This is a genomic window from Salipiger sp. PrR002 (genome assembly GCF_010500775.1).
In the GTDB taxonomy this organism is placed as follows: Bacteria; Pseudomonadota; Alphaproteobacteria; order Rhodobacterales; family Rhodobacteraceae; genus Salipiger.
On the sequence record NZ_JAAGOU010000026.1, the window covers coordinates 14752 to 38869 of the forward strand.

Genomic DNA, 24118 nt, shown 5'->3' on the forward strand with positions numbered 1-24118 from the left:
CGCTCACTCGGCGGGCTGCGGCGGCAGGCGCGGGGAAAAGATGGTCTCATAGCCCGGGCTCGGATGGCGCGGAATCATCAACGCCAGCGACAGCGACACAAGCGCCATGCCCGCCGCCAGCCCGAACACCGCGCCGGGCGAGATCATCCAAAGATATCCCAGCGCGAAGGGCAGGAAGACCGCCGCGATATGGTTGATGGTGAAGGCCACGGCGGCGGTGGGCGCGATGTCTCCGGGATCGGCGATCTTCTGGAAATAGGTCTTCAGCGCCAGCGCGAGAGCAAAGAAGATATGGTCGATCACATAGAGCACCGAGGCCAGCACCACGCCCCAGTGGAACCAGTAGAGCCCGCCATAGGCCAGAAACACCAGCACCAGCCCGGCGTATTCAAACAGCAGCACCCGCCGCTCGCCAAAGCGGTGCACGGCTTTGCCCAGCATCGGGGCGAGCGCCATATTGGCGCAAAGGTTGATCAGGTAGAGCGCCGTCACCTCATGCACGGCAAAGCCAAAGCGCTCGACCATCATGAACCCCGCGAAGACCACGAAGATCTGCCGCCGCGCGCCCGACATGAACTGCAGCGCGTAATAAAGCCAGTAGCGGCGGCGCAGGACGAAGGACTTGCGCTGCGGGTTCGGGCTTTCGAACTGCGGAAAGGCCAGCGCGCAGTAAAGCGTGATCACCAGCGTCAGCCCGCCCGAGACCATGTAGACGAAGTTGTACGAAAGATCGAAGGCTTCCCACGTCATGACGATGGCCACATAGGCGATCAGCGTCGCCCCCGAGGCCGCGGCCAGCAGCCAGCCCAGCATCTGCGGCGCGCGGTCCTTCGGCAGCCATTGCAGCTGCAGCGACTGGTTGACCGTCTCGTAGTAGTGAAAGCCGATGGAACTCAGCAGCGTGACGATCAACAGGCCGCCCATGCTGGGAAACCACGCCGTCAACGCCGTCGCCACGCCCAGCAGCGTCAGGGCCAGCAGCGCGAGAACCTGCTCGCGCATCAGCAGCAGCACGAGGATCACCCCGATGGCGAGGAACCCCGGAATTTCGCGCACCGTATGCAGCCAGCCGATGTCAGAGCCATCGAACTGCGCCGCCTCGATGACGAAATTGTTCAGCAGCGCCGACCAAGTGGCAAAGCTGAGCGGCATGGCAATCGCCATGAGGAAAAGCAGCGTCACCGGGCGCCGCCAGAGCGGCAACTCCCGGGCCTGCCCCAAGGGCACGATACGGGTCATGACCCTGCGATAAGCACTTTCCCGCAGCTTGGCGAGAGCCAACCGGCCCGCCCGTCAGCTTTCCGAGAAGCGGTACTCGACCTCCGAGAAGCGATCGCGCGGGAAGACATAGAGAAAGCGCAGCCCCTCCGCCCCCGCCACGGTGCCATGCTCGGCGTCCGCCGGGATGAAAAGCGCCACGTTGGGGCCGATCTCATGCGCGGTGCCGTCGATGGTGACAATGCCCGAGCCGGCAAGACCGAAATACATCTCGGCCGGTCCATGACGATGGGGTTTCAGCGTGCCAAGCGCGCCGAACTCGGCGATGCCCATGACCATCCCCGAGGTGGCGGTGCGATCCGCACAGAAGAGCGTGCGCCAGCGGACCGTCCCGAAGGCGGGGTCCTCGCCACCCTCAAGCGGCGCGTGGTCGGCGTTGGCGACAACCGGAATGCCCGAGAGGGCGGCGGTGGCGAGCATATCTTGCAGAACGGTGGTCATGTCGGACACTCCGCAAAGGGGCACTGCGCGACCCTCCGCCAACCGCGCGCGGGCGTCGCGCCAAAAAGCGACCGAGATGTCGCAGTCAGACAGCGCGCGGTGGTCAGGCGGCGCGCGGTGATCTGGATCAAGGTAATCACATTCCACGTATGCGATTTGATGGCACCCCGAGGAGGAGGAGGACAGCCATGGAACTCGTCGCACTGGTCGATGCGATCGGCGAAGGCCCGACCGCCGCGCTCTTCGGCCTGATCACCGGCACGGTCTTTGGCATCGCCGCGCAGCGCTCGCGCTTCTGCCTGCGCGCGGCGGTGGTCGAATTTGCCCGCGGCAGCATGGGCGACAAGCTGGCCGTCTGGCTGCTGACCTTCTCGACCGCGCTGGTCTGGGTGCAGGGCGCGCAGCTTTTGAGCCTGTTCGACGCCGCCAATGCCCGCATGATGGCGGTGCCCGGAAGCTGGTCGGGCGCGATCATCGGCGGGCTGATGTTCGGCGCGGGCATGGTGCTGGCCAACGGCTGCTCGGGGCGGCTCTTGGTGCTCGCCGCGACCGGCAATTTGCGTTCGGTGATCTCGGGGCTGATCTTCGCGGTGGTGGCGCAGATGTCGCTCTCGGGGATCCTGTCGCCGTGGCGCGACCGGCTGGCGGCGCTCTGGATCACCGAGGGCGGGCGCAATATGGACCTGCTGTCGGCGCTGCATCTGCCGCGCGCCTCGGGGCTGATCCTCGGCCTCGCCATCGCGCTTCTGGCGCTGGAACTGGCGCGGCGCAACCGCATCGGCCTGCCGCGTCTGGTCTTTGCCTCCGGCGTCGGCTTTGCCGTGGCGCTGGGGTGGGTGCTGACCTTCGCGCTGTCGAATGTCGCCTTCGAGCCCGTGCAGGTGGAAAGCGCCACCTTCACCGGCCCCTCGGCGCATACGCTGATGGTCTTTCTGGAGCGTCCGGTAGTGGTGGATTTCGACGTCGGGCTGATCGCCGGGGTCTTTGCGGGCGCATTGATCGCCGCCGCTTGGGGGCGGGAGTTGAAGCTTCAGGGCTTCGAAGGCCCCACCCCGCTGCGCAACGCGATGATCGGCGCGGCGCTGATGGGCTTTGGCGGGATGCTGGCGGGCGGCTGTGCCATCGGCGCGGGGGTCACCGGCGGTTCGATCTTCGCCGGGACCGCGTGGCTTGCGCTGTTTTGCATGTGGATCGGCGGAATGACCACCGAGATGCTGATGGGCGGGCGGCGCGCCAGCGCGCCCGCCTGAGGCTCAGCTCAGACCCATTTCGCCAGTGGCGGCAGGCTCATCAGCACCGCGTCGGGGTCATGGCCGGTGGCGAGGCCGAACTTGGTGCCCCGGTCGTAAACGAGGTTGTATTCGGCATAGAGCCCGCGATGCACAAGCTGCGCGTCTTTTTCCGCCGCGCCGAATTCCATGCTCCGGCGCTTCTCCACCAGCGGCAGATAGGCCGGCAGGAACGCTCGACCAATGTCTTGTGTGAGGGCGAAATCCGCCTCCCAGTCGCCAGTGTTGCGGTCGTCCATGAAGATGCCGCCGACGCCGCGCGCGCGCTTGCGATGCGGAATGTAGAAATACTCGTCCGCCCAAGCCTTCAGCTCGGGGTAAAGCGTCTCGCCATGCGGATCGAGATGCTCTTTCTGGGTGGCATGGAAATGCGCCGTGTCCTCGTCATACTCGAGGCAAGGATTGAGGTCCGAGCCGCCGCCGAACCACCACGCGCCGGGGGTCCAGAACATGCGGGTGTTCATATGCACCGCGGGCGCATGCGGGTTCTGCATATGCGCGACAAGGCTGATCCCCGAAGCCCAGAAGCGCGGGTCGGCCTCGATGCCGGGCACGCCGCGCGCCGCCATGGATTTCTGCGCCGCCGCGCCCAGCGTGCCGTAGACCGTCGAGACGTTGACCCCGACCTTCTCGAACACCCGGCCCCCGCGCATCACGCTCATCAGCCCGCCGCCCGCGTCGCTGCCATCGTCGGCAGTGCGGGTGGTCGGCGTCACGGTGAAGCGGCCCGCCGTGTGATCCGAAAGCGGCCCCGAGGCATGGCTGTCCTCCAGCCCCTCGAAAGCGTCCACGATCTCGTCGCGCAGCGCGCGGAACCAATGCGAGGCGCGTGTTTTGCGCGCGTCGAACACGTCGGTCATGTCGTCCCCCTGCCCGGCTCAGTGCATCGGCGCGCCGACCGGGTCGATCAGCGTACGGCCACCGTCGACCGTCATGATCTGGCCGGTCATAAAGCCCGAAGCCTCGGACGCAAGGAACTGCACCGCCTCGCAGACCTCGCCCGGCCCGGCGATGCGGCCTGCGGGCGTGTGCTTTTCGATCTCTTCGCGGTAGCCGGGGTGCTCCTTGAGGATGTTCTTCAGGCTTGAAGACATCAGCGAGCCGAAGGCCACCGAGTTCACCCGGATGCGCTGCTCGGCCAGCGAGACCGCCATCGAGCGGGTCAGCTGATCGAGCGCGGCGACCGACACCGAATAGCCCAGCAGATGCGGGTTAGTGCGGCAGGCGGCGATCGACGAGATATTGACGATCGTCCCGGCGCAGCGCTCTTCCTCATTGCCCTCGGCCTGTTTGATCATCCGCTTGGCGACGATCTGGCTCAGGCGCATGGCGGGCACGAGGTTCTGCCCCAGCATGGTCTCGAGCGACGCATCCTCGCAGTCGAGCACATTGGTGGGCAGGATCTGCCGCGCGCCGTTCACCAGAATATCCACCCGGTCATAGGCGTCGAGCGTCGCCGACAGCAGGTTGGCCAGCGTCAGCTTTTCGCGCAGATCACCGGCGAAGTAGCGCATGGTGCTGTCTTCTTCGGACTTGCCGCATTCCTTGGCCAGACGGCCCTCGTCCATGTCGGCGAACATGACGTTGGCGCCGCGCGCCGCGAAGTGCCGCGCGATTGCGAGGCCCACGCCATTGGCGGCACCGGTGACGATGGCAGTCTTGCCTTCGATGGAAAAACTCATGGGAATCCCTTGGATGTTTGCGCCACGCTAGCCGCGATCAGCGCCCCGGGCGAGAGGCATGTAGGATCTTGAACCGCGCATCCCCGGCGATTTCGTCGGAATTGCGGAAGCGTTCGGCAAGGCGCGTCTCATAGGGCAGATGCCGGTTGGCCACCAGCCACAGCTGCCCCGAAGGTTTCAGCATCCGCGCCGCCGCGTCGATGAACGCCTGCCCCAGCGAGGGCTCGGCCTTGCGCCGGTTGGTGTGGAACGGCGGGTTCATCACCACCGCATCCAGTAGCGCGGGCGGCGTCCAGTTCAGCGCGTCGGCCCAGTGGAACTGCGCGCGCGGGTCGGTGACATTGCGGCGCGCGCAATCGAGCGCGACCAGATCGGCCTCGACCAGATGCAGCGCGCCAATCTTCTCGCGGGTGAGGATACCATTCGCCAGACCACCCCAGCCCGCGCCCAGATCGGCGACATTGGTGCCCAGTTTCTGCGGTAGTGCGGCCAACAGCGCCTCGCTCGCCGGGTCCGGCCCATCGGCCGAGAACACGCCCGGCGCCGTCCATTGGCCGCCGTCAAGCTGCGCCGGACCGCGCGCCCAATCGGCGAGCGCGTCGGTGGCGGCGAACCAGAAGCTCTTGCCATGCGCCTTCGAGACCTGACCGGTCACCTCGGTGCGCTTGCGGACGGCCTTCAGCGCGGTGTCGATGCCGTCGATCTTCTGGCCGTCGACGATCACCAGACCACCCTTGGCGGCGGCGCAGGCCTCGGCGATCCACGTCTCGGCGCGGTCGCGGGCACGCGGCAGAAAGACGATGGCGGCGGCGAACTCTCCCTCGGGGGCGGTGGCGACATCCCAGCCACGGCGCTCCCAAGCGGCGAAATCGGGGGCAGACCGCTGCACAACCGTGCAACGCTCACGCGGCAGGGCGCTGGCGTCGAAATCGCCGGGCGCGCCGAGCAGCAGGATGCGCCCTTCGGAGGGCAGGTCGAGACCTCCCTCAAGCGCGAAACTCAATCGGGTATCAGACATGGTCGAGCCGCCGGATCGGGCGGATCACTCCTTTTCCATGGTGCATTGCAGCGGATGCTGGTGGCGCCGGGCGAAATCCATCACCTGACCCACTTTGGTCTCGGCGATCTCGTGGCTGAACACGCCAACGACGGCGACGCCCTTTTTATGGACGGTCAGCATCACTTCGAACGCCTGCGCGTGGGTCATGCCGAAGAACCGCTCGAGCACATGCACGACGAATTCCATCGGCGTGTAGTCGTCGTTCAGCAGCAGCACCTTATAGAGCGGCGGGCGTTTGGTTTTCGGCTTGGTTTCGAGCACGACATCAGCGCCGCCCTCACCATCGCGAGGGTCGTTCGGGTCGGTCATGCGGGTTTTATGGGCCGTGACGGATTGGATCATCTCAAGGACGCTTTTGCTTTGCGTGTGCTTTGCGGTTCCGGCTTTGAAGGGTCTATATAAATCCAAGCAGCCCCGGAGGAAAGACCCGCGGCCCCAAGAGGCGTCATTATGGACAGGAAACTGCAAACAATCGCGTTCGATGCCGACGATACGCTCTGGCACAACGAACGCTTCTTCAATCTCACGCAGGAGCGATTCGCCGATCTTCTGGCAGATCACGTGGCGCGAGACCACCTCGACGCCCGGCTGCTGGAGGCCGAGAAGCGCAACATCGGCCACTATGGCTTTGGGGTGAAGGGCTTCGTTCTGTCGATGATCGAGACCGCGGTGGAAGTGACCGAGGGCCGCGTGCCCGGCACGGTCATCGGGCAGATCCTCGCGTACGGGCAGGACATGCTGGCCCATCCGATCGAGCTGCTGCCGCACGCGCAGGACGCGGTCGAGGCGCTGGCCCCCGATCACCACCTCGTGCTGATCACCAAGGGCGATCTGTTGCATCAGGAGCGCAAGCTGGCGCAATCGGGCTTGGGCGAGATGTTCGACCGGGTCGAGATCGTCTCTGACAAGCAGCCGCAGACCTACGCCCGCATTTTCGCCGCCTGTCCCGGCGGTCCGGAGGCCGCGATGATGGTGGGCAATTCGCTCAAATCCGACGTGAACCCGGCGATCCGCGCGGGCAGCTGGGGTGTCTTCGTGCCGCAGGATCTGGCGTGGAGCCTCGAGCATGACGACCGCCTCGACCACCCAAGATTTCGAGAGATTCCCCATTTGGGCGCGCTGGCACAATTGGTCGACGCGATTGGCTGAATAAGTTTGCACAATTTTGCCTTAATCGCCTCTCTAGCGGCCAACTGCCTGATAGAACGCAATATATGGGAAATCACATTCAGGAAAATTGCGGAAAATCAAGGCACTGCAGGCTTTATTTTTTAAGCATCCCGTGCTAGCGTTTCCCCAAACTAGAACAGTTGGCCACCGGAAAACCGGGGCGAGAGGCAGAAGAGGCGAGTATCGTGACGGGACGGCGCATGTGGCGACCGGGCCGAGCAGGCCTGTATATTTTTACACTCATCTGGCTCACCTTGGTGGCCCCGCTGGGCGCTTGGGCTGCACCCTACGCAGCGCTGGTGATGGATGCGAGATCAGGCGAAATCCTGTTTTCGGAGAACGCCGAAACCCGGCTACACCCCGCCTCGCTGACCAAGATGATGACGCTCTACATCGCCTTCGAGGCGGTGGAGCATGGCGAGATCAGCCTCGACACCGTGGTGACCATCTCGCGCAATGCCGCAGCAGAGCCGCCCTCGAAACTGGGCCTGCGCTCCGGGCAAAAGATCAAACTTCGCTACCTGATCCGCGCCGCCGCCGTGAAGTCGGCCAATGATGCCGCCACCGCCATCGGCGAGGCCATCGAAGGGTCGGAAGCCGCCTTCGCCCGCCGGATGAACCGCACGGCCAAGGCGCTGGGGATGACCCGCACGACCTACAAAAACGCCCATGGCTTGACCACCGAAGGCCATCTGTCCACCGCCCACGACATGGCGATCATGGGCCGGCACATCCTCTACGATTACCCCGAATATTATAACCTCTTCTCGCGCCGCACGACCGATGCCGGCATGCGCGAAGTGGCCAACACCAACCGTCGCTTCCTTGCCGCCTACCAAGGCGCCGACGGCATCAAGACCGGCTACACCCGCGCCGCGGGCTTCAACCTCGTCGCCTCTGCCGAGCGTGGGCGCGAGCGCATCATTTCCGTGGTCTTCGGCGGCACCTCCACCGCCGCGCGCAACGCCAAAAGCGCCGAGCTTCTGAACCTCGGCTTCAAGCGCGCCAAGACCAACGTCGCGCTGCGCCGCCCGGCCAAGCCGGCCTATATGGGCCGCATCGGCAATGACATGATGGTCGCCGATGCCGATCCCAATGATTCGGGCCTGCGCGGCAAGTCGATCCGCGTCGCCGCCGCCGCCGTCCCCAAAAGCCTGCGCCCCAAGCTGCGTCCCGGTGTAAGCGGCACCGATGTCGCGCCGCTGGTGGCCGGGGTCGAGGATGACATCGCCAACGTGCTGGAAAGCGTACAAGTCGCCAAGGTCGAGCCGCCGGTGGCCGTCGCCCCCGAAAAGATCGACGTCGCGAAGGTCGACCAGCCCGCCGCCGAAACCGCTGCTGTCGAAGCCGCCATCGCCATCGCCGAGGGTGATACGGGGATTGCGCCCGACGCCTCGATCAAGCCGATGCGCCGCCCGCAGCAGATGCTTCTGGCCAGCGCCTCCGAGCCGGTGAGCCTTGAGACCGCCGCCATCGCAGAGCCCGACACGCAAGAGGTCGTCACCCGCGTTTCGACCTCGGGCGGGCGCCACTGGGGCATCAACGTGGGCCGCTATCCCAGCCGCTATGCCGCCGAGAAAATTCTGCTGAAAACCGCGCTGATGGAAACCGCCACGCTCGACGGCTCGCTGCGCAAGGTGGTCGACCGCTCCAGCGGCTTTGACGCCAACTTCATGGGGCTCTCGCGTGAGACCGCCGATCTTGCCTGCCGCCGTCTGCAAGCCCGGCAGGTCACCTGCTTCATGATCGGGCCGAGCTGAGACGCCGCCACATCTCACGAACAAAAAGAAACCCCGGGACATTCCCGGGGTTTCTTTTTGCGCGCCGCAAGGAGCGTCAAAGCCCCCTGTCCCGAAAGCCATATGCCAGAAACGACAAACCCCCGAAGGCCAGGCCCCGGGGGTCGTCAATTTCTTCTGTGTCGGAAGGTCAGCTGGCTGACCTCACGAGCAAGATCTCAAAGGCGAACCTTAGAGGAGACCTTCGCGCTGAGCCTTCTTGCGCGCCAGCTTGCGGGCGCGGCGGATGGCTTCGGCTTTCTCGCGAGCTTTCTTCTCGGACGGTTTCTCGAAATGCTGCCGGAGCTTCATTTCGCGGAAAACGCCTTCGCGCTGCAGCTTCTTCTTCAGGGCGCGGAGCGCCTGATCGACGTTGTTGTCGCGAACACTAACCTGCATGTGGTTTTCACCACCTTTCTAAGTTTGAGTTGCAAGGAAATTGCAGGAAGCCGGTCTATAGCAAGGCTTGCCAATCTTGTCTAGACTCCTACCCATTAAGTCAAAGGAGAGGCCCCATGAGTGAAGATATTGCCGGGCGCCTGCTTGATGCGGCGCTGAACCATGTCGCCTTCGACGGCTGGTCCGAGACGACCTTCCGCGCGGCGGCAAGCGATGCCGGGGTGGACCCGGTGGTGGCCCGCGGGCTCTACCCGCGCGGCGCGGTGGACATGGCGATCGCCTTCCACCGGCGCGGCGACGAGGCTATGTCCCAGCGCCTCAAGGAGATTGACCAATCCGAGATGCGCTTCCGCGACCGTGTCGCGCTCGCCGTGCGCACGCGGATCGAGGCGGTGGACGACCGCGAGGCGGTGCGCCGCGGCACCACGCTCTTTGCGCTGCCGATGTATGCCGCCGACGGTGCCAAGCTGATCTGGGGCACCGCCGATCGTATCTGGACGGAACTGGGCGACACCGACCGCGATTTCAACTGGTACACGAAACGCGCCACGCTGAGCGCGGTCTATTCCTCGACGGTGCTCTACTGGCTGGGCGATGATTCGCTCGACAATCACGCCACGTGGGAATTCCTCGACCGCCGGATCGAGGATGTGATGCGCTTCGAGAAGACCAAGGCCAAGGTCCGCGCCACCCCGGTGCTGGGCAAGGTCTTTGCCAGCTCGGAAAAGATGCTCGGCAAGGTCCGCCCGCCGCGCAACATCCGCAACGGCCTGCCCGGCGGCTGGACCGCGCCGCGCTAAGCGCCGCCCCCACCGCCGGACGACAGCAAGACAGGACAAGACATGACCGAGACAATGCGCGCCGTGGAGATCTCGCAGCCCGGCGGCCCCGAGGTGCTGCGCCTGACCGAGCGCCCCGTCCCCTCCCCTGCCCATGGGCAGGTGGTGATCCGCGTGGCCTATGCCGGGGTCAATCGCCCCGACGCGCTGCAACGCGCGGGCAGCTACGCGCCGCCCCCCGGCGCCTCGGACCTGCCCGGCCTCGAATGTTCCGGCGAGGTGGTGGCCACCGGCCCCGGCGTCAGCTGGCCCGCCGTGGGCGATGAGGTCTGCGCCCTGCTGCCCGGCGGCGGTTATGCCGAATATGTCGCCACGCCCGCCGCGCATTGCCTGCCCGTGCCGGCGGGCATGGGGCTGCGCGAGGCCGCCTGCCTGCCCGAGACCTTCTTCACCGTCTGGAGCAACGTCTTCCAGCGCGGGGCGCTGCAGGCGGGCGAGCGCTTCCTTGTGCACGGTGGCTCCTCGGGCATCGGCACCACCGCGATCCAGCTTGCCAGCGCCTTCGGCGCGCGGGTCTTCGCCACCGCAGGCTCGGCCGACAAATGCGCCGCCTGCGAAACGCTCGGGGCCGAGCGGGCGATCAACTACCGCGAAGAGGATTTCGTCGAGGTGCTGCGCAGCGAAGGCGGTGCCAATCTGATCCTTGACATGGTTGGCGGCGACTACATCGCGCGCAGCGTCAAGGCGCTGGCCGACGAAGGCCGCCTCGTGCAGATCGCCTTCCTGCAAGGACCCAAGGCCGAGCTTAACTTCGCGCAGGTAATGATGCGGCGGCTGACCATCACCGGCTCCACCCTGCGCCCGCAGAGCGATCTGGCCAAGGCGCGCATCGCGGACGCCTTGCGCACCCATGTCTGGCCGCTTTTGGAGGCGGGCCGCGTCGCACCAGTGATGGATTCCGATTTCCCGCTCGCGCAGGCCTCGGACGCCCACGCCCGCATGGAAGGCTCGACCCACATCGGCAAGATCGTCCTCAAGGTCGCCTGATCCACAGGCCCCACGAGCCGGGCGCGCGCCTGCCCGCCCGGCCCCCGCTCACGCCACTGCGCGGCGGTAGAAGTGCCAGCTGGCGTGGCCCAGCAGCGGCAGCACCACCATCAGCCCCAGCAGCAGCGGCAGCGAACCCAGCACCAGCAGCACCGCGACCACCGCGCCCCAGCAGAGCACCACACGCGGGTTCTTCTGCAGCACATGCACCGAGGTCATCACCGCCACCGGCGCGCCCACGTGCCGGTGCAGCAGCAGCTGGAACGACACCACCGAGACCGCCAGCGCCACCAGCGCGAACACGAAGCCCACGCCGCAGCCCAGCACGATCATCCACCAGCCGCCCGAGGTGTTGAACACATCCGACAGGAAGGCCCCGAGGCTTTGGTGAACCGCAGGCCCCATGGTCGCCAGATGGATGAAATGCGCCACCAGCATCCACGCGCAAAAGAGCGCGATCAGATAGAGCCCCATCACCAGCATCGCGCCAAAGGCGGGCGAGCTGAGCACCGAGAAGGCGTCGCGCCATGTGGCCTCCAGCCCCATCTCGCGCTTGCGGCTCATTTCATAAAGCCCGACCGCCGCCATCGGCCCGATCAGCGCAAAGCCCGCCGCCATGGGAAACAGCAGCGGCAGCAGCGCCTGATGAAACGCCATGCCCATCAGCAAAAGCCCCATCACGGGGTAGATGAGCACGATGAACAGCACGTCGCTGCGGCAGGCCTTGAAGTCCTCCCACCCGGCGCGCAGCGAGTCGGAGATGTCCGACATCGCCATGGTCCGCACCCGGCGCGGCGTATGGGCATGATCCATGCCCAACTCCCGCGTCGAGGCGGAAACATGCGAGCCCGCCGCCGACAACTGCTGCGCAGCCCAGCTGAGCGGGTTTCCGATTGTATGAGGTGTCTGTGCCATGAGCCTCCTCCCTTGGCGTCGCGCGGTGCGCCAATCACAGGTCCGGCCATGGCACGCGCCGAGGGCCGGACGGATCGGCCGCGCGTGTGTGGACCAAGACTAGCACGAAAAGGCCCCCCTGCGCATCACGAGCCTGCGACACCCGCAACAGCCCCCTCTTGCGCCCGCCTCTCCCCCGTCGCAGGGTCTGCCGCAAAGCCATCAAGGAGGAGACCCCGATGACCGCAACAGCCCGCACCGTCATCATCGAGGAAAACGGCGGCCCCGAAGCGCTGAAGCTGGCGGACTGGCCCATCGGCGAGCCCGGCCCCGGCCAGATCCTGATCCGCCACAAGGCCTGCGGCCTCAACTTCATCGACTGCTACCAGCGCTCTGGCCTCTACCCGCTGGAACTGCCGCATGCGCTCGGCATGGAAGCCTCGGGCGTGATCGAGGCGGTGGGCGAAGGCGTCACCCATCTCGCCCCCGGTGACCGCGCCGCCTATGCCGCCGCCCCTCCGGGCGCCTATACCGAGGCGCGGGTGATGTCGGCGGCGCAGGTCTGCAAGCTGCCCGACGAGATTTCCTTCGAGGAAGGCGCGGCAATGATGCTGAAAGGGCTGACCGTTCAGTATCTCTTTCACCGCACCACCCCGCTCAAGAAGGGCGACACGGTGCTCTTTCATGCCGCCGCCGGGGGCGTGGGCCTCATCGCCTGCCAATGGGCGAAATCCGAGGGAATCCGCCTGATCGGCACCGCCGGGTCGGACGCCAAATGCCAGCTGGCGCTCGATCACGGCGCCGACGCCTGCATCAACTACAGCACCGAGGATTTCACCGCCCGCACCCGCGAGCTGACCGACGGCAAGGGTGTCGACGTGGTGATGGATTCCATCGGCGCCTCCACCTTCATTGGCTCGCTCGACTGCTTGAAGCCGCTCGGTATGATGATCTCCTTCGGCAATGCCTCGGGGCCGGTCGAGGCGTTCAACCTCGGCATTCTTGCGCAGAAGGGCTCGCTGAAGGTCACGCGCCCCACCCTCTTCGCGCATATCGCCGACCCCGCCGCCTGTCAGGAGATGGCGGCGATGCTGATGGGCAAGGTCTCGTCGGGCGCGGTGAAGATCCGCATCGACCAGCGCTTCCCGCTGGAGGACGTCGCCGAAGCGCATCGCGCCCTCGAAGCGCGCAAGACCACTGGCCAGACGATCCTGACGCTGGAGTGAGGGCGGCGGGTGAGCGTCGGCCCGTGGGGTGGCGCGCCTACATTTGTGGTCTGCGCTTTATGCCTGCCAGTTCCGGATGACACCCGAACGTCGTGCGCCGCTGAAAAAGCGCCAGCCCGCCCGGACGGGCCGGCGCTCGCCCGGCGCCTTCGGCTTGCTTCCGGGCGAATGGCGAGAACAACGAAAACGGCGCGGGTCCCCCCGCGCCGCTCTCAATTCTACCGGAGCCGCAGCCCCGAGAGATCAAGCCTGATCAGGCGATCTCGACCAGCTCGATGGCGAAGGTCAGATCCTTGCCCGCCAGCGGGTGGTTGGCGTCGAGCGTGACCTCGGTCTCGGTCACTTCCGCCACGGTCACCTGCACCACCTGACCGGTGGGGGTCTGCACCTGCAGCGGGGTGCCCAGATCGAGCGGGATGTTGTCAGGGATCTCGGTGCGCGGCACGGTCTGGCGCGCCTCGGGCTGCATCGGGCCGTAGGCTTCGTCCGAAGTGACCTCGACGGTCTTCTTCTCGCCGACGGTCATGCCGGGCATCGCCTTGTCGAGGCCGGGGATGATCTGGCCCGAGCCCACTTCGAACTCCAGCGGGTCACGGCCTGCGCTGGAATCAAAGGTGGTGCCGTCGTTGAGCGTGCCGGTGTAATGAATACGAACGGTGTCGCCGGTCTTGACCTGCGTCATGGGGTGTCTCCGATCTTTTGGGAAAGTTCTGTGGATGGGACGAGGCCGCCTGTCGCAGCGGGTGCTCGTTTGCTCTCCCCTCTAACCTAAGCATCCTGCCCCGGGATTGCAAAGAGGATGTCCAAACCGCCCGCACTAGCCCCAAAACGGCGGAAAATTCGCCCTTCCGACAGCCCCCCGCCCATGCCACCCTGCGCCGGATTGCGAGGAGGAGTACGACATCCATGGACAGGCAATGATGGCACAGGCAGAGATGACACCGGCAAAGATCACCACCTGCGTCTTCGACGCCTATGGCACGCTCTTCGATGTCGCAGGCGCCGCCCGCACCGCCGCCGAGGCGCCGGGACAGGACCGGCTCGCCGCGCTCTGGCCCGCGCTCTCTGCCGACTGGCGCCGCAAGCAGCTGGAATACAGCTGGCTGCGCGCGATCACCGGGGATCACTGCAGCTTCTGGCAGGTGACGCAGGACGGGCTCGACTGGGCCATGGCCCGTCATGGGCTCGAGGATCCGGAGCTGCGCGAAACCCTGCTCGGCCTCTACTGGCAGCTGCCCGCCTACCCCGAGGTGCCGCAGCTTCTGGCCAGCCTCAAGGCCCGCGGCCTCGGCTGCGCCATCCTCTCCAATGGCAGCCCCGACATGCTGGACGGGGCCGTCTCAAGCGCGGGCATCGCCGAGCATCTGGACGCCGTGCTCTCGGTCGAGGAGGTGGGCATCTTCAAACCCGCGCGCCCGGTCTACGACCTCGTCGGCACACACTTCGGCACCGAGCCCGCGCAGGTGCTCTTTGTCTCGTCCAACGGCTGGGACGCCGCCGGGGCCGCCGCCTACGGCTTTGTGACCGCATGGGTGAACCGCGCCGGCGAGCCGATGGATTGCCTTCCCGGCCGCCCGCACCATGTCCTGCCCGACCTCACCACAATCCCGGAGCTTCTGTGATGCCCGAATTCACCACCTCCGACGGTCTATCGATCCATTACACCGACGAGGGCCACGGCCTGCCGCTGCTCTGCCTCGCCGGGCTGACCCGCGACGGGCGCGACTTCGATTATCTCGCGCCGCATCTCGATCCCGCCAAAGTGCGCCTGATCCGCATGGACTACCGTGGCCGGGGGCAGTCTGACTGGACCGATCACGCCAGCTACACCATCCCCATCGAGGGGCGCGACGCGGTGGAACTGCTCGATCACCTCGGGCTGAAGCAGGCGGCGATCCTCGGCACCTCGCGCGGCGGGCTGATCGCCATGCTGCTGGCCGCCATGGTGAAAGACCGGCTTCTGGGGGTCGCGCTCAACGACATCGGCCCCGACATCGGCAGCGAAGGGCTGGCGGTGATCAAGGATTACATCGGCAGAAACCCCGGCTGGAAGAGCTACGACGAGGCCGCGGCGCAGATGGCGCAGGGCATGACCGCCTTCAAGGACGTGCCGCCAAGGCGCTGGATGGACGAGGTGCGCAAGTTCTACCGCGAGACGCCGGAAGGTCTGCAAATCCAGTATGACCCGCGCCTGCGCGACGCGGTGCTCGAGGCCGGGGCGCAGCCGGTGGCCGACCTCTGGCCGCTGTTCGATGCGCTGAAGGGCCTGCCGCTTTGCGCGCTGCGCGGCGATGGCTCGACGCTGCTGACCGCCGAGACCTTCGCGGAAATGAAGCGCCGCCGCCCCGACATGATCGCCGCCGAGATCCCCGGCCGCGGCCATGTGCCCTTCCTCGACGAGCCCGAGTCGCTCAGCGCGCTGACGCGCTGGCTGAAGATGCTGAGCTGAGGGTCAGCGGGCTCAGGCCAGGTTGAACACCCGGCTCGGATGCAACTCGCCCGCCTTGAAGATGCCGACCGCGACAGGCTTGCCCTCAAAAGAGGCCCAGGCTTCGTCGCCGTAGTCGGCCTCACCGGGGATCACCATGCCGGGGTTGCCGTTGCGCAGCTTTGCGGCGCCCTCGGGCGTGCAGCGCAGCTCGGGCAGATCGGCCAGCCCCACCTCGGTCGGCAGCAGCTTGGCATCCAGTTCGGGCGTCTTGGCCAGCGCGTCGATCTCTTCGACCGAAATGCCGTCCTTGGCCTCGAACGGGCCCGACCACTCGCGGCGCAGCCACAGCACATGGCCGAAGCATCCCAACGCCTCGCCCAGATCGCGGGCGATCGAGCGCACGTAGCCGCCCTTGCCGCAGACCATCTCCAGCTCGACGTGATCCGCATCGGGGCGCGACAGCATGATCAGCGACTCCACCCAGAGCGGGCGGGCGGAAAGCTCCATCTCCTCGCCGTCACGGGCACGCTTATAGGCGCGCTCGCCATCCACCTTCACCGCCGAGAACTGCGGCGGCACCTGCTGGATGTCGCCGACGAACTGGTGCAGCGCTTCCTTGATCTCCTCATCCGAGGGACGCTCGGCGCTCTCGCGCAGGATCTCGCCCTCGGCGTCATCGGTGTTGGTCGCCTGACCCAGACGCACGGTGAAGCGGTAGGCCTTCATCGCGTCGGTGATATAGGGCACGGTTTTCGTCGCCTCACCCAGCGCCACGGCCAGAACGCCGGTCGCCTCGGGATCGAGCGTGCCCGCGTGCCCGGCCTTCTTCGCCGCCAGCGCCCAGCGCACTTTGTTGACCACCGAGGTGGACGTCATGCCGGCCGGTTTGTCGACGATCAGCCAACCGGAAATGTCCCGACCCTTTTTGCGTGCCATGTCTGCCCCCGAGTGGTCCTGAGTGATACTGCGTGCTGCCAAGGCGCGCCTGCTAGCAGGGCGCGCGCCCCCGAGTCAATCTGGTGCCCGCACCCTCGCCCATGCATGGCGCGCGTATGCATGGATTGTGCATGGGATGTGCATGCATTGTGCCCCCCTCTCCGGGCCGGTTCCCTTCCCTCCGGCGATGCCCTTCGATAGGGTCGCCGCGACCATCTGAAAGGGCCTTCACATGCAGATCGCAGACCTCGGCGACATCCGCCTGCACTACCGGATCGACGGCCCCGAAGACGGCGCGCCGCTGGTGCTGGCGAACGCCCTCGGCACCGATCTGCGGCTCTGGGATCCGCTGCTGCCGCATCTGCCCGAGGGCCTGCGTATCCTGCGCTACGACATGCGCGGTCATGGTCTTTCGGACTGCCCGGAGCCGCCCTATTCCATGGGCGCTCTGGTCCGCGATGCCGAGCGACTGATGGAGCTAACCGGTTTCAAAGACGCGGTTTTTCTCGGCCTTTCTCTGGGCGGGATGGTCGCACAAGGGATCGCGGCAAAGCGTCATGACCTCGTGCGCGCGGCGGTCCTGTCGAACACCTCCGCCAAGATCGGCACCCGTCAGATCTGGCAAGCCCGCATCGCCGAGGTGGAAAAGCGCGGCGTCACGGCGGTGGCGGATTCGGTGCTGGAACGCTGGTTCACCCGCCGCTTCCGCGCCAGCCCCGCGTTCCGCCCGTGGCACAACATGCTGACCCGCACGCCCGCCAAGGGCTACATGGGCTGCGCCGCCGCCATTGCGGGAACCGATTTCATCACCCCCACCTCCGGCCTCCGCCTCCCCGTGCTCGGCATTGCCGCCAGCGAGGACGGCTCCACCCCGGCCGATCTGGTGCGCGAGACCACCGACCTGATCCCCGGTTCGCAATTTGCGCTGATCCGCGGCGCCGGGCATCTGCCCTTTGTCGAGAAACCCGCGGAATATGCGAAGGTTCTCAGCGGCTTCCTGAAATCCCAAGGCCACATTGGGGGGCACATCTGATGGCACAGTTCCTGCTGATCCACGGCGCGTCGCATGGCGCATGGTGCTGGCGCGACGTGATCCCGGCGCTGGCCGACCGGGGGCATGAGGCCCGCGCCATCGACCTTCCCGGCCACGGCGAAGACACCACCCCGCGCCAAGAGGTGACCCTGCAGAGCTATGTGGATGCGATCACCGCAACCCTGCGCGAGGTCGGCCAGCCGACGATTGTCGTCGCCCATTCCATGTCCGGCGTCCCCGCCACGCAGGCCGCCGATCTGCACCCCGAGCTTTTCGCCCGCCTCGTCTATCTCTGCGCCTTCCTGCCTGGGGATGGCGACAGCGTCACCAGCCTCAGCCGCGCGTGGCCGGACCAGCCGCTGAACGAGGCGATCCGCCGCGACGAAGGCGGCGTGACCTTTCACTTCGACCCCGCGATGATCCGCGAGAAATTCTACCACGACTGTCCCGAGGCGCTGGTGAACCGCGACGCCCGCCATCTGACGCCGCAGCCGATCCTCACCCAGAAACAGCCCGTCACACTGACGGGCCGCGTCGAGCAGGTGCCGCGCAGCTACATCGTCTGCGCGCAGGACGTCGCGGTGCCGCCCGATCACCAGCGTTCCATGGCGTCGGTCTTGCCAAGAGAGGACGTCTACGACATGAGCAGCGCGCATTCGCCCTTCCTGTCCGACCCCGACGGCCTCGCCGCTCTTCTGGACCGTATCGCCCGGAGCTGACCTATGTCCGCCACGCCCTTCGACAGCACCCATCTGCACCGCCTCTTTCCAGCCGGAGAGCTTGCAAAACTCTTCTCCGACAGCGCCGAGATCCGCGCGCTGATGATCGTCGCCGGGACGCTGGCGAAGGTGCAGGGCGAGGCAGGGCTGATCCCCGAGACCGCCGCCAAGGCGATCCATCGCGCGGCGCTCGAGTTGCAGATCGATCCCGGCGGGCTGGCACGGGCCACCGCCGCTTGTGGAAGCGTGGTGCCGCCGCTGCTCGAGGCCTTTGCCTCGCTGATGCAGGCCCCCGACTACGCGCAATATCTTGGACAGGGCGCACGCCCCGAGGACCTGCAGGATTGCGCGCTGGCGCTGCGTCTGCGGCAGGTTCTGGCGCAGTTCGAAACCAGCCTCGACGGGCTTGATGGCACGCAAGACCTGCGGGCGGAACTCCCGGCGCTGCGGGACGCCCTGCTCTGCGTCAGCTTGGGGGGTGAGAACGCGGAAATTCTGCGCCCCGCACTTGCCGAGGCGCTCAACCTCGGCGCGCAGGGCTGGGGCGCGGACCGGCGGCCTCTGCGTGATCTGGCGGACTGGGGCGCACGGCTGGTGCACACGCTTGCGGCGGGCACACCGGATGATGCCCCGCTCGCGGCGCTTGCCGTCCAAGTCGGTGCCCTCTCAACCGCGCTCGATGAGCAAGCCCCGGAAAACGCACGGCCTGCACCAATGCAGCGCCATCTGGAAAGCCTCACCCTGCCGCAACTCCTGCTCGCCTGCGGCGCGGCCATGCGGCGGGCGCATGCGTTTGCCGAAACAGCTGGCAAAACACCACCTGCAGGAGAGTAAACTCCGCGCAAGACTTGCGAGACTTGGGTATTTCGCGGTACTAGCAAGCGACCCGCCAGACGGTTTTCCCGATCAAGCTAGGTTCCGGCCCGCCGCACACTCGTTTTCCGCGGCGGTTGCCCTATATTCCCATTGTAATCTTAAAGAGGCCTAAGACAGGTGACCGAAGACACGCTCAGCCCCCCGCCCGAGGAAATGGCAGACAACGCGCGCAACGCCGCGGCTTTCCTCAAGACGCTGGCCCATGAGGGCCGGCTTATGATCCTGTGCCATCTCGGTTCGGGAGAGCGCTCGGTGGGCGAACTCGAAGCCCTGCTCGGAATGCGTCAGGCCGCGGTGAGCCAGATGCTCGCGCGTCTGCGCGAAGAAGGGCTGGTCAACACGCGCCGTGAGGGCAAGACGATCTACTACAGCCTCGCCACCGAAGACACCGCGCGGGTGATCGGGCTGCTCTACGAGATTTTCTGCGCGAAAAGCGACTGCTGAATGCCGGGCGGAGCGCTTCGGTTCAGCCCTCCGCCTGCTCCTCCTGCCAATCCCAAGGACGCGCGTAGTGGCCAAGGCATTGCGTCACAGCCGCCTCACTTGCCCCATTGCGCTCTAGCCGCGCGACCAGACCGCGCCGGCGATCATCCTCGACATAGGCCACGCGCGCCGACACCCCATCGCGCTCCAGCGCCGCGTCATAAACGCGGGTGATGGCCTGCTTTCGCAACTCGGGCTTGAAGACCTTGCCGACACCGGTCTTGGGCAGCTCGGGCAGGATTTCCAGATATTTGGGCCAAGCGGCACGCTCGTGGATGTGCACCCGCGCATGGGCCAGAAGGTCGTCTTCGGTGACCTCCGCCCCCGCCACCAGTTCCACATAGGCGCAGGGAAGCTCGCCTGCGTGATCGTTCGGCTCGCCAATCGCGGCAGCCACCGCGACCGCGGGATGGCGCATGAGCGCGTCCTCGATCTCGGCGGGGTCGATATTGTGCCCGCCGCGGATGATGATGTCCTTGGCGCGCCCGGTGATCCAAAGATAGCCCTCTGCATCGAGCCGCCCCAGATCGCCGGTCCGAAGATAGATGCCGTCGTGATAGAGGCCGTCGTTGCGCTCTGTGTCGGTATAGGTCCCGCCCGGGATGACACCGGGGTTGGAGACGCAGATCTCGCCGATTTCGTCGACGCCACATTCGCGCGGCCCGGAGTCGGTCTGCTGCACGATTTTGACCTTCGTATAGGGCAGCGCAAAGCCGACCGATCCGACCTTCTTCACCCCTTTCGGCGGGTTCACCGAGACAAGACAGGTCGCTTCGGTCAGCCCGTAGCCTTCGCAGATCGTCACCCCAGCGGCGCTTTCAAAGCGCTTGAAGAGTTCCGGCGGCATCGGTGCCGACCCCGAGAAAGCGTATTCGACGGTCGAGATATCCGCGTCCACCTTCCGCTGCATCAGCGCAGAGACGGCGGTGGGCACGGTGATGATGAAGGTGATCTTCCAGCGTGCGCAGAGCTTCCAGAAATTGTCGAACACCCCCTCGCCGCGATAGCCCGCAGGCGTCGGCAGCACCATATGCGCGCCCGAGGCAATCGCCGACATCACCACCACCTCAGAGGCGAAGACATGGAACAGCGGCAGCGGGCACATCACGTTGTCGGTCTCGCGGAACAGCAGGCGCGAGCCGAGCCAACCGTTGTAGAGCATCCCCGACAGCTTGTGCTGCGCGACCTTGGGCATGCCCGTGGTGCCGCCGGTGTGGAAATAGGCGCTGACCCGATCCCCTGCGGCCGGAACGAAGGTAAGCTCCGTCGACTGGCGCCGCATCTCCTCGTGGAAACAGCGAATGTCGGCGTGATGAATGTTGAGCAGCTTGGGGCGCAGCAGCGGCACCAGCCAGCGCTTCGGCGCGGTGAGGTAGCGGTTGAGATCCACCTCAAGCACGGTGACCACCCGCGGCGCATGGCGGCAGGCCTCGGCGAGCTTCTGCGCGATATCGGTCTTGGGGAAGGATTTCAGGGTGACGACAACCCGCGCCCCGGTCTCGCGCAGGATCGCGGCGATCTGTTCAGGCTCAAGCAGCGGGTTGATTGGCGCGACGATCCCGGCAGTGGCCCCGCCCAGCAATGTCACCAATGCCTCGGGGCAGTTGGGCAGCACCATGGCGACGACATCGGTCTCGCGGATGCCCAAGCTGCGAAAGAGGTTGGCCGCCTGATTGCTCCGCTCGAGCAGCTGCGACCACGTGAGGGTCGTCGCCGGGTCGGTTGGACCGGACTGCAGCTGGAAACTCATCGCCGGACGATCCGCATAACGCTCTGCGGTCTGCGCGAGGCAGGCGTGCAGCGTTTCCGGCAGGGCCCGCTCGGACCACGGTTTCTCGGCCTCGATCGCGTCGCGATCGGCTGGCGTGATGAATTGCATCACCGCAATCCTCCTCCCCTCGCGGTGCCGGCGCGATGCGCCGGAACACCAGTTTCAAGCGTGGGAAGAGCGACCTCCTCCCGCAAGGGCTGCGCCAATAGCACGGCTCCCGCGGGTCGCAAAGCCCACAGTTACGCGACGGCAGGATTACTCGGCGGCAACACCGTCGGTGAACTGCAGCCGCGCCAGCCGCGCGTAAAGCCCGCCTTCGGCCACCAGCGCATCATGCGCGCCCTGCGCGACGATACGGCCGTGGTCCATGACGACGATCCGGTCGGCCTTCTTCACCGTGGCCAGCCTGTGCGCGACGATGATGGTGGTGCGCCCTTCGGCCAGCGTATCCACCGCCTGCTGCACGGCCCGCTCGCTTTCGGCATCCAGTGCAGAGGTCGCCTCGTCGAGCAGCAGCACCGGCGCGTCGCGCAGGATGGCGCGCGCGATGGCTACGCGCTGTTTCTGCCCACCCGAAAGCATCACGCCGCGCTCGCCCAGCCAAGTGTCATAGCCGTCGGGAAGCCCCGTTAGGAAATCATGCGCCGCAGCTGCGCGGGCCGCCGCCTCGACCTCGGCATCGGAGGCGTCGGGGCGCCCGAAGCGGATGTTGTCGCGTGCCGAAGCCGCGAAAATCACCGGGTCCTGTGGCACCAGCGCGATATGCTGGCGGAAGGCGTTGCGGCTCATCGCGTCCACCGGGACACCGTCGAGCAGCACACGCCCGCCATCGGGATCGTAGAACCGCTGGATCAACTGCACGATGGTGGTCTTGCCAGCGCCCGAAGGACCGACAAGCGCCACCGTCTCACCCGGTTTGATGGCCAGATCAATGCCGTCGAGCGCCTTGACGCCGGGCCGCGCCGGATAGGTGAAATCGACGCTGTCAAAGGTAATCTCACCGCGCACGGTCGAGGGCACGGGCAGAGGCTGCGCCGGGTCGTTCACCGTATCCTCGGCCTGCAGAAGCTCCACCAGCCGCTCTGTCGCCCCGGCAGCGCGCTGCAACTCGCCGAAAATCTCGGACAGCGCCGCCACGGCACCCGCGACCATCACCGAGTAGATGACAAATTGCACCAGTGCCCCGGCGCTCATCTGCCCGGCGCGCACATCAATGGCCCCGGCCCAGAGCACGCCGACGACGCCGGTGAACACCAGAAAGATCACGATCGCGGTCATCAATGAACGGGTCCAGACGCGGCGGCGGGCGGCGTCAAAGCTCTTTTCGGTGACCTCGGCGAAAGCCTCACGGCTGATCGCTTCGTGGGTGTAGCTCTGCACCGTCTGCACCGCCGACAGCGCCTCGGCGGCATTCCCCGACGAGGCGGCGATCCAGTCCTGGTTCTCGCGGCTGAGTTTGCGCAGGCGGCGGCCCAGCGTGAGGATCGGCACGATCACCACCGGCACGATCAGCAGCACCATCCCGGTGAGCTTGGCTGAGGTGAACAGCATCAGCGTCAGCCCGCCCGCAAAGAGCAGCAGGTTGCGCAGCGCGATCGACACCGACGAGCCGATCACCGACAGGATCAGCGTGGTGTCGGTGGTGATCCGGCTGAGCACCTCACCGGTCATGACTTTTTCGTAGAAGGCGGGCGAGAGGCTGATCACCCGGGCAAAGACCGCCTTGCGGATATCGGCCACCACGCGCTCTCCCAGCCGCGTGACCAGCCCGTAGCGCAGCGCGGTGCCAATCGCCAAAAGCGCGGCGATCCCGAGCGCCGCCATGAAGTAGCGATCCAACAGCGCGCCATCCTCGACGCCGAAATTGTCGACCACGCGGCGCACGGCCAGCGGCAGCGTCAGCGACACGGTGGCGGTGGCGATCAGCGCGAGGATCGCGGCGACCATCAGCCCCCGATAGGGCCGCATGAACGGCCACAGGGCGGCCAGAGAGCCGAGTTTACGGGATTTCTCACGATCGTCCTGCACGGTGGCAGCCGGGTTTCCGTGGGCCATGGCCCCTCCTTTGTCTGCAGCACGGTATTGGGCCTGCAGGCGCCCCCCGTCAAGCGACGCGCGCCACGCAAAGACACGACGACAGCCGAAAGACGGGCCGATACATTCAATTTCCGGGGAGGGGATGGAGCGGGCGGCGGGAATCGAACCCGCGTCATTAGCTTGGAAGGCTAAGGTCTTACCACTACACAACGCCCGCGTAGTGGGCGGAGAGATATTGCAACCGATCGGCCCGGTCAACCGCCCCCGCGCGGCTTTTGCAGGATGCCGTCACGTTTTGTGGTGATCCGTTCCGGGGGCCGCCGCGTATCAAAGGGGTACAGCGCAAAAGGACCCCACATGCAGACGCTCATCCTCTACGCCGTGACCGCGGCCGTGTTCCTCGGGCTCGACATGCTCGGGCTGCGTTACCTGATCCGCCCGGTGTTCGAGCGTCACGTCGGCCACCTTCTGGCAGAGCCGCTGCGCCTTGGCCCGGCTGCGGGCTTCTATCTTGCCTATGTGGTCGGTGTGCTGTTCTTCGTCTCGCTGCCCGCCCTGCGCGACGGGGCCCCGCTGCAGGCGCTCTGGACCGGCGCGCTGCTCGGGCTCATGTGCTACGGCACTTACGAGATGACCAATTTCGCCACGCTCGCCGACTGGAGCTGGGAGCAGGTGATCGCCGACTGCCTCTGGGGTGGCGTGCTGACCGGCGTCTCGGCTTGGATCGGCGTGGCGGTGATCTCGGCGATCTTCGGCAAATAAACTGAAGCCCTCCCGTTGGGGGGAGAA

The 24118-nt window shown here is 66.3% G+C and carries 25 protein-coding genes and 1 tRNA gene; 13 read left to right on the forward strand and 13 right to left on the reverse strand.

Annotated features, from left to right (window positions below; all coding sequences use genetic code 11):
• Positions 1-3 precede the first annotated feature (3 nt).
• Together G0A00_RS19955 and G0A00_RS19960 are read right to left on the reverse strand one after the other, a co-directional pair.
• Positions 4-1239, reverse strand: coding sequence for an MFS transporter (locus tag G0A00_RS19955; protein WP_164183469.1), 1236 nt, complete (start codon positions 1237-1239; stop codon positions 4-6).
• A gap of 54 nt (positions 1240-1293) precedes the next feature.
• A complete protein-coding gene (locus G0A00_RS19960; RefSeq protein WP_164183471.1) occupies positions 1294-1719 on the reverse strand; it encodes a cupin domain-containing protein in 426 nt (141 codons plus the stop codon).
• 188 nt (positions 1720-1907) lie between these two features.
• On the opposite strand from G0A00_RS19960, the gene G0A00_RS19965 reads away from it, so the two are divergent.
• A complete protein-coding gene (locus G0A00_RS19965; RefSeq protein WP_164183473.1) occupies positions 1908-2969 on the forward strand; it encodes a YeeE/YedE family protein in 1062 nt (353 codons plus the stop codon).
• 8 nt (positions 2970-2977) lie between these two features.
• Here G0A00_RS19965 and hemF read toward each other — a convergent pair whose 3' ends face one another.
• From hemF to clpS, 4 genes are read right to left on the reverse strand one after another with little or no spacing between them, the layout of a single operon-like run.
• A complete protein-coding gene (gene hemF / locus G0A00_RS19970; RefSeq protein WP_164183475.1) occupies positions 2978-3868 on the reverse strand; it encodes an oxygen-dependent coproporphyrinogen oxidase in 891 nt (296 codons plus the stop codon).
• Positions 3869-3886: 18 nt separating this feature from the next.
• The gene (locus G0A00_RS19975; RefSeq protein ID WP_066102546.1) at positions 3887-4690 is read right to left on the reverse strand and encodes an SDR family NAD(P)-dependent oxidoreductase; all 804 of its coding nucleotides are present in this window, start codon (positions 4688-4690) and stop codon (positions 3887-3889) included.
• A gap of 37 nt (positions 4691-4727) precedes the next feature.
• The gene (locus tag G0A00_RS19980) at positions 4728-5708 is read right to left on the reverse strand and encodes a class I SAM-dependent methyltransferase (protein ID WP_164183477.1); all 981 of its coding nucleotides are present in this window, start codon (positions 5706-5708) and stop codon (positions 4728-4730) included.
• A gap of 24 nt (positions 5709-5732) precedes the next feature.
• Complete coding sequence (gene clpS, locus G0A00_RS19985; protein ID WP_193789514.1) at positions 5733-6059, reverse strand: ATP-dependent Clp protease adapter ClpS; 327 nt, start codon at positions 6057-6059, stop codon at positions 5733-5735.
• 141 nt (positions 6060-6200) lie between these two features.
• Here clpS and G0A00_RS19990 point away from each other — a divergent pair, with 141 nt between their 5' ends.
• Together G0A00_RS19990 and G0A00_RS19995 are read left to right on the forward strand one after the other, a co-directional pair.
• Positions 6201-6899 carry an HAD family hydrolase gene (locus tag G0A00_RS19990; RefSeq protein WP_164183479.1) on the forward strand — a complete coding sequence of 233 codons (699 nt, stop codon included), beginning with the start codon at positions 6201-6203 and terminating at the stop codon, positions 6897-6899.
• Between the two features lie 323 nt (positions 6900-7222).
• Positions 7223-8680 carry a D-alanyl-D-alanine carboxypeptidase family protein gene (locus tag G0A00_RS19995; RefSeq protein WP_368667724.1) on the forward strand — a complete coding sequence of 486 codons (1458 nt, stop codon included), beginning with the start codon at positions 7223-7225 and terminating at the stop codon, positions 8678-8680.
• Between the two features lie 210 nt (positions 8681-8890).
• Here G0A00_RS19995 and rpsU read toward each other — a convergent pair whose 3' ends face one another.
• Positions 8891-9097 (reverse strand): 30S ribosomal protein S21, encoded by a 207-nt coding sequence (rpsU, locus tag G0A00_RS20000; RefSeq protein ID WP_007818122.1) that lies wholly within the window; start codon positions 9095-9097, stop codon positions 8891-8893.
• Positions 9098-9213: 116 nt separating this feature from the next.
• Between rpsU and G0A00_RS20005 the strand changes: the two genes are divergently transcribed.
• Positions 9214-9897: a COQ9 family protein gene (locus G0A00_RS20005; protein ID WP_164183481.1), complete on the forward strand. Its 684-nt coding sequence runs from the start codon at positions 9214-9216 to the stop codon at positions 9895-9897.
• 42 nt (positions 9898-9939) lie between these two features.
• Entirely contained in the window at positions 9940-10923 is a 984-nt protein-coding gene (locus G0A00_RS20010) for an NAD(P)H-quinone oxidoreductase (protein WP_164183483.1), read from the forward strand.
• A gap of 48 nt (positions 10924-10971) precedes the next feature.
• Here the strand turns inward: G0A00_RS20010 and G0A00_RS20015 are convergent, their stop codons facing one another.
• On the reverse strand, positions 10972-11838 hold the full coding sequence (locus tag G0A00_RS20015; protein ID WP_164183485.1) for a DUF2189 domain-containing protein: 867 nt from the start codon (positions 11836-11838) through the stop codon (positions 10972-10974).
• A gap of 218 nt (positions 11839-12056) precedes the next feature.
• Between G0A00_RS20015 and G0A00_RS20020 the strand changes: the two genes are divergently transcribed.
• The gene (locus tag G0A00_RS20020) at positions 12057-13043 is read left to right on the forward strand and encodes a quinone oxidoreductase (protein WP_164183487.1); all 987 of its coding nucleotides are present in this window, start codon (positions 12057-12059) and stop codon (positions 13041-13043) included.
• Positions 13044-13296: 253 nt separating this feature from the next.
• On the opposite strand, the gene G0A00_RS20025 is transcribed toward G0A00_RS20020, so the two are convergent.
• On the reverse strand, positions 13297-13725 hold the full coding sequence (locus tag G0A00_RS20025; protein ID WP_066102574.1) for a peptidylprolyl isomerase: 429 nt from the start codon (positions 13723-13725) through the stop codon (positions 13297-13299).
• 235 nt (positions 13726-13960) lie between these two features.
• On the opposite strand from G0A00_RS20025, the gene G0A00_RS20030 reads away from it, so the two are divergent.
• Both G0A00_RS20030 and G0A00_RS20035 read left to right on the forward strand, forming a co-directional pair.
• Positions 13961-14665, forward strand: a complete 705-nt coding sequence (locus tag G0A00_RS20030) for a haloacid dehalogenase type II (protein ID WP_235953186.1) — start codon at positions 13961-13963, stop codon at positions 14663-14665.
• Positions 14665-15492 carry an alpha/beta fold hydrolase gene (locus tag G0A00_RS20035; protein ID WP_164183489.1) on the forward strand — a complete coding sequence of 276 codons (828 nt, stop codon included), beginning with the start codon at positions 14665-14667 and terminating at the stop codon, positions 15490-15492. Before G0A00_RS20030 ends, G0A00_RS20035 begins: the two co-directional genes overlap by 1 nt.
• Before the next feature lie 12 nt (positions 15493-15504).
• On the opposite strand, the gene truB is transcribed toward G0A00_RS20035, so the two are convergent.
• On the reverse strand, positions 15505-16410 hold the full coding sequence (truB, locus tag G0A00_RS20040; protein ID WP_164183491.1) for a tRNA pseudouridine(55) synthase TruB: 906 nt from the start codon (positions 16408-16410) through the stop codon (positions 15505-15507).
• Positions 16411-16642: 232 nt separating this feature from the next.
• On the opposite strand from truB, the gene pcaD reads away from it, so the two are divergent.
• The 4 genes from pcaD to G0A00_RS20060 all read left to right on the forward strand — a co-directional run bounded on the left by pcaD (position 16643) and on the right by G0A00_RS20060 (position 19482).
• Positions 16643-17443: a 3-oxoadipate enol-lactonase gene (gene pcaD / locus G0A00_RS20045; RefSeq protein ID WP_164183493.1), complete on the forward strand. Its 801-nt coding sequence runs from the start codon at positions 16643-16645 to the stop codon at positions 17441-17443.
• Positions 17443-18162 (forward strand): alpha/beta fold hydrolase, encoded by a 720-nt coding sequence (locus G0A00_RS20050; RefSeq protein WP_164183495.1) that lies wholly within the window; start codon positions 17443-17445, stop codon positions 18160-18162. The genes pcaD and G0A00_RS20050 overlap by 1 nt, the downstream gene beginning before the upstream one ends.
• 3 nt (positions 18163-18165) lie before the next feature.
• Positions 18166-18996, forward strand: coding sequence for a hypothetical protein (locus G0A00_RS20055; protein ID WP_164183497.1), 831 nt, complete (start codon positions 18166-18168; stop codon positions 18994-18996).
• A gap of 195 nt (positions 18997-19191) precedes the next feature.
• Positions 19192-19482 (forward strand): metalloregulator ArsR/SmtB family transcription factor, encoded by a 291-nt coding sequence (locus tag G0A00_RS20060; protein WP_066106741.1) that lies wholly within the window; start codon positions 19192-19194, stop codon positions 19480-19482.
• 22 nt (positions 19483-19504) lie between these two features.
• Here the strand turns inward: G0A00_RS20060 and G0A00_RS20065 are convergent, their stop codons facing one another.
• The 3 genes from G0A00_RS20065 to G0A00_RS20075 all read right to left on the reverse strand — a co-directional run bounded on the left by G0A00_RS20065 (position 19505) and on the right by G0A00_RS20075 (position 23546).
• Complete coding sequence (locus G0A00_RS20065) at positions 19505-21400, reverse strand: acyl-CoA synthetase (protein WP_164183499.1); 1896 nt, start codon at positions 21398-21400, stop codon at positions 19505-19507.
• A 147-nt stretch (positions 21401-21547) separates the two neighbouring features.
• A complete protein-coding gene (locus G0A00_RS20070) occupies positions 21548-23347 on the reverse strand; it encodes an ABC transporter transmembrane domain-containing protein (protein WP_164183501.1) in 1800 nt (599 codons plus the stop codon).
• Positions 23348-23472: 125 nt separating this feature from the next.
• Positions 23473-23546, reverse strand: a tRNA-Gly gene (locus G0A00_RS20075).
• A gap of 140 nt (positions 23547-23686) precedes the next feature.
• On the opposite strand from G0A00_RS20075, the gene G0A00_RS20080 reads away from it, so the two are divergent.
• On the forward strand, positions 23687-24091 hold the full coding sequence (locus tag G0A00_RS20080) for a DUF2177 family protein (protein ID WP_164183503.1): 405 nt from the start codon (positions 23687-23689) through the stop codon (positions 24089-24091).
• Positions 24092-24118 lie beyond the last annotated feature (27 nt).

Excerpts from the sequence above, each read along its gene's own strand:
- G0A00_RS19980 (WP_164183477.1), bottom strand. The coding sequence starts at position 5,708 with ATGTCTGATACCCGATTGAGTTTCGCGCTTGAGGGAGGTCTCGACCTG.
- hemF (WP_164183475.1), bottom strand. The coding sequence starts at position 3,868 with ATGACCGACGTGTTCGACGCGCGCAAAACACGCGCCTCGCATTGGTTC.
- G0A00_RS20050 (WP_164183495.1), top strand. The coding sequence starts at position 17,443 with ATGGCACAGTTCCTGCTGATCCACGGCGCGTCGCATGGCGCATGGTGC.
- G0A00_RS20015 (WP_164183485.1), bottom strand. The coding sequence starts at position 11,838 with ATGGCACAGACACCTCATACAATCGGAAACCCGCTCAGCTGGGCTGCG.
- G0A00_RS20010 (WP_164183483.1), top strand. The coding sequence starts at position 9,940 with ATGACCGAGACAATGCGCGCCGTGGAGATCTCGCAGCCCGGCGGCCCC.
- rpsU (WP_007818122.1), bottom strand. The coding sequence starts at position 9,097 with ATGCAGGTTAGTGTTCGCGACAACAACGTCGATCAGGCGCTCCGCGCC.
- G0A00_RS20020 (WP_164183487.1), top strand. The coding sequence starts at position 12,057 with ATGACCGCAACAGCCCGCACCGTCATCATCGAGGAAAACGGCGGCCCC.
- G0A00_RS20080 (WP_164183503.1), top strand. The coding sequence starts at position 23,687 with ATGCAGACGCTCATCCTCTACGCCGTGACCGCGGCCGTGTTCCTCGGG.
- G0A00_RS20035 (WP_164183489.1), top strand. The coding sequence starts at position 14,665 with ATGCCCGAATTCACCACCTCCGACGGTCTATCGATCCATTACACCGAC.
- G0A00_RS19960 (WP_164183471.1), bottom strand. The coding sequence starts at position 1,719 with ATGACCACCGTTCTGCAAGATATGCTCGCCACCGCCGCCCTCTCGGGC.
- G0A00_RS19955 (WP_164183469.1), bottom strand. The coding sequence starts at position 1,239 with ATGACCCGTATCGTGCCCTTGGGGCAGGCCCGGGAGTTGCCGCTCTGG.
- G0A00_RS20070 (WP_164183501.1), bottom strand. The coding sequence starts at position 23,347 with ATGGCCCACGGAAACCCGGCTGCCACCGTGCAGGACGATCGTGAGAAA.
- G0A00_RS20060 (WP_066106741.1), top strand. The coding sequence starts at position 19,192 with ATGGCAGACAACGCGCGCAACGCCGCGGCTTTCCTCAAGACGCTGGCC.
- clpS (WP_193789514.1), bottom strand. The coding sequence starts at position 6,059 with ATGACCGACCCGAACGACCCTCGCGATGGTGAGGGCGGCGCTGATGTC.
- pcaD (WP_164183493.1), top strand. The coding sequence starts at position 16,643 with ATGCAGATCGCAGACCTCGGCGACATCCGCCTGCACTACCGGATCGAC.
- G0A00_RS20055 (WP_164183497.1), top strand. The coding sequence starts at position 18,166 with ATGTCCGCCACGCCCTTCGACAGCACCCATCTGCACCGCCTCTTTCCA.
- G0A00_RS19990 (WP_164183479.1), top strand. The coding sequence starts at position 6,201 with ATGGACAGGAAACTGCAAACAATCGCGTTCGATGCCGACGATACGCTC.
- G0A00_RS20065 (WP_164183499.1), bottom strand. The coding sequence starts at position 21,400 with ATGCAATTCATCACGCCAGCCGATCGCGACGCGATCGAGGCCGAGAAA.
- G0A00_RS19975 (WP_066102546.1), bottom strand. The coding sequence starts at position 4,690 with ATGAGTTTTTCCATCGAAGGCAAGACTGCCATCGTCACCGGTGCCGCC.
- G0A00_RS20025 (WP_066102574.1), bottom strand. The coding sequence starts at position 13,725 with ATGACGCAGGTCAAGACCGGCGACACCGTTCGTATTCATTACACCGGC.
- G0A00_RS20005 (WP_164183481.1), top strand. The coding sequence starts at position 9,214 with ATGAGTGAAGATATTGCCGGGCGCCTGCTTGATGCGGCGCTGAACCAT.
- G0A00_RS20030 (WP_235953186.1), top strand. The coding sequence starts at position 13,961 with ATGATGGCACAGGCAGAGATGACACCGGCAAAGATCACCACCTGCGTC.
- G0A00_RS19965 (WP_164183473.1), top strand. The coding sequence starts at position 1,908 with ATGGAACTCGTCGCACTGGTCGATGCGATCGGCGAAGGCCCGACCGCC.
- truB (WP_164183491.1), bottom strand. The coding sequence starts at position 16,410 with ATGGCACGCAAAAAGGGTCGGGACATTTCCGGTTGGCTGATCGTCGAC.
- G0A00_RS19995 (WP_368667724.1), top strand. The coding sequence starts at position 7,223 with ATGGATGCGAGATCAGGCGAAATCCTGTTTTCGGAGAACGCCGAAACC.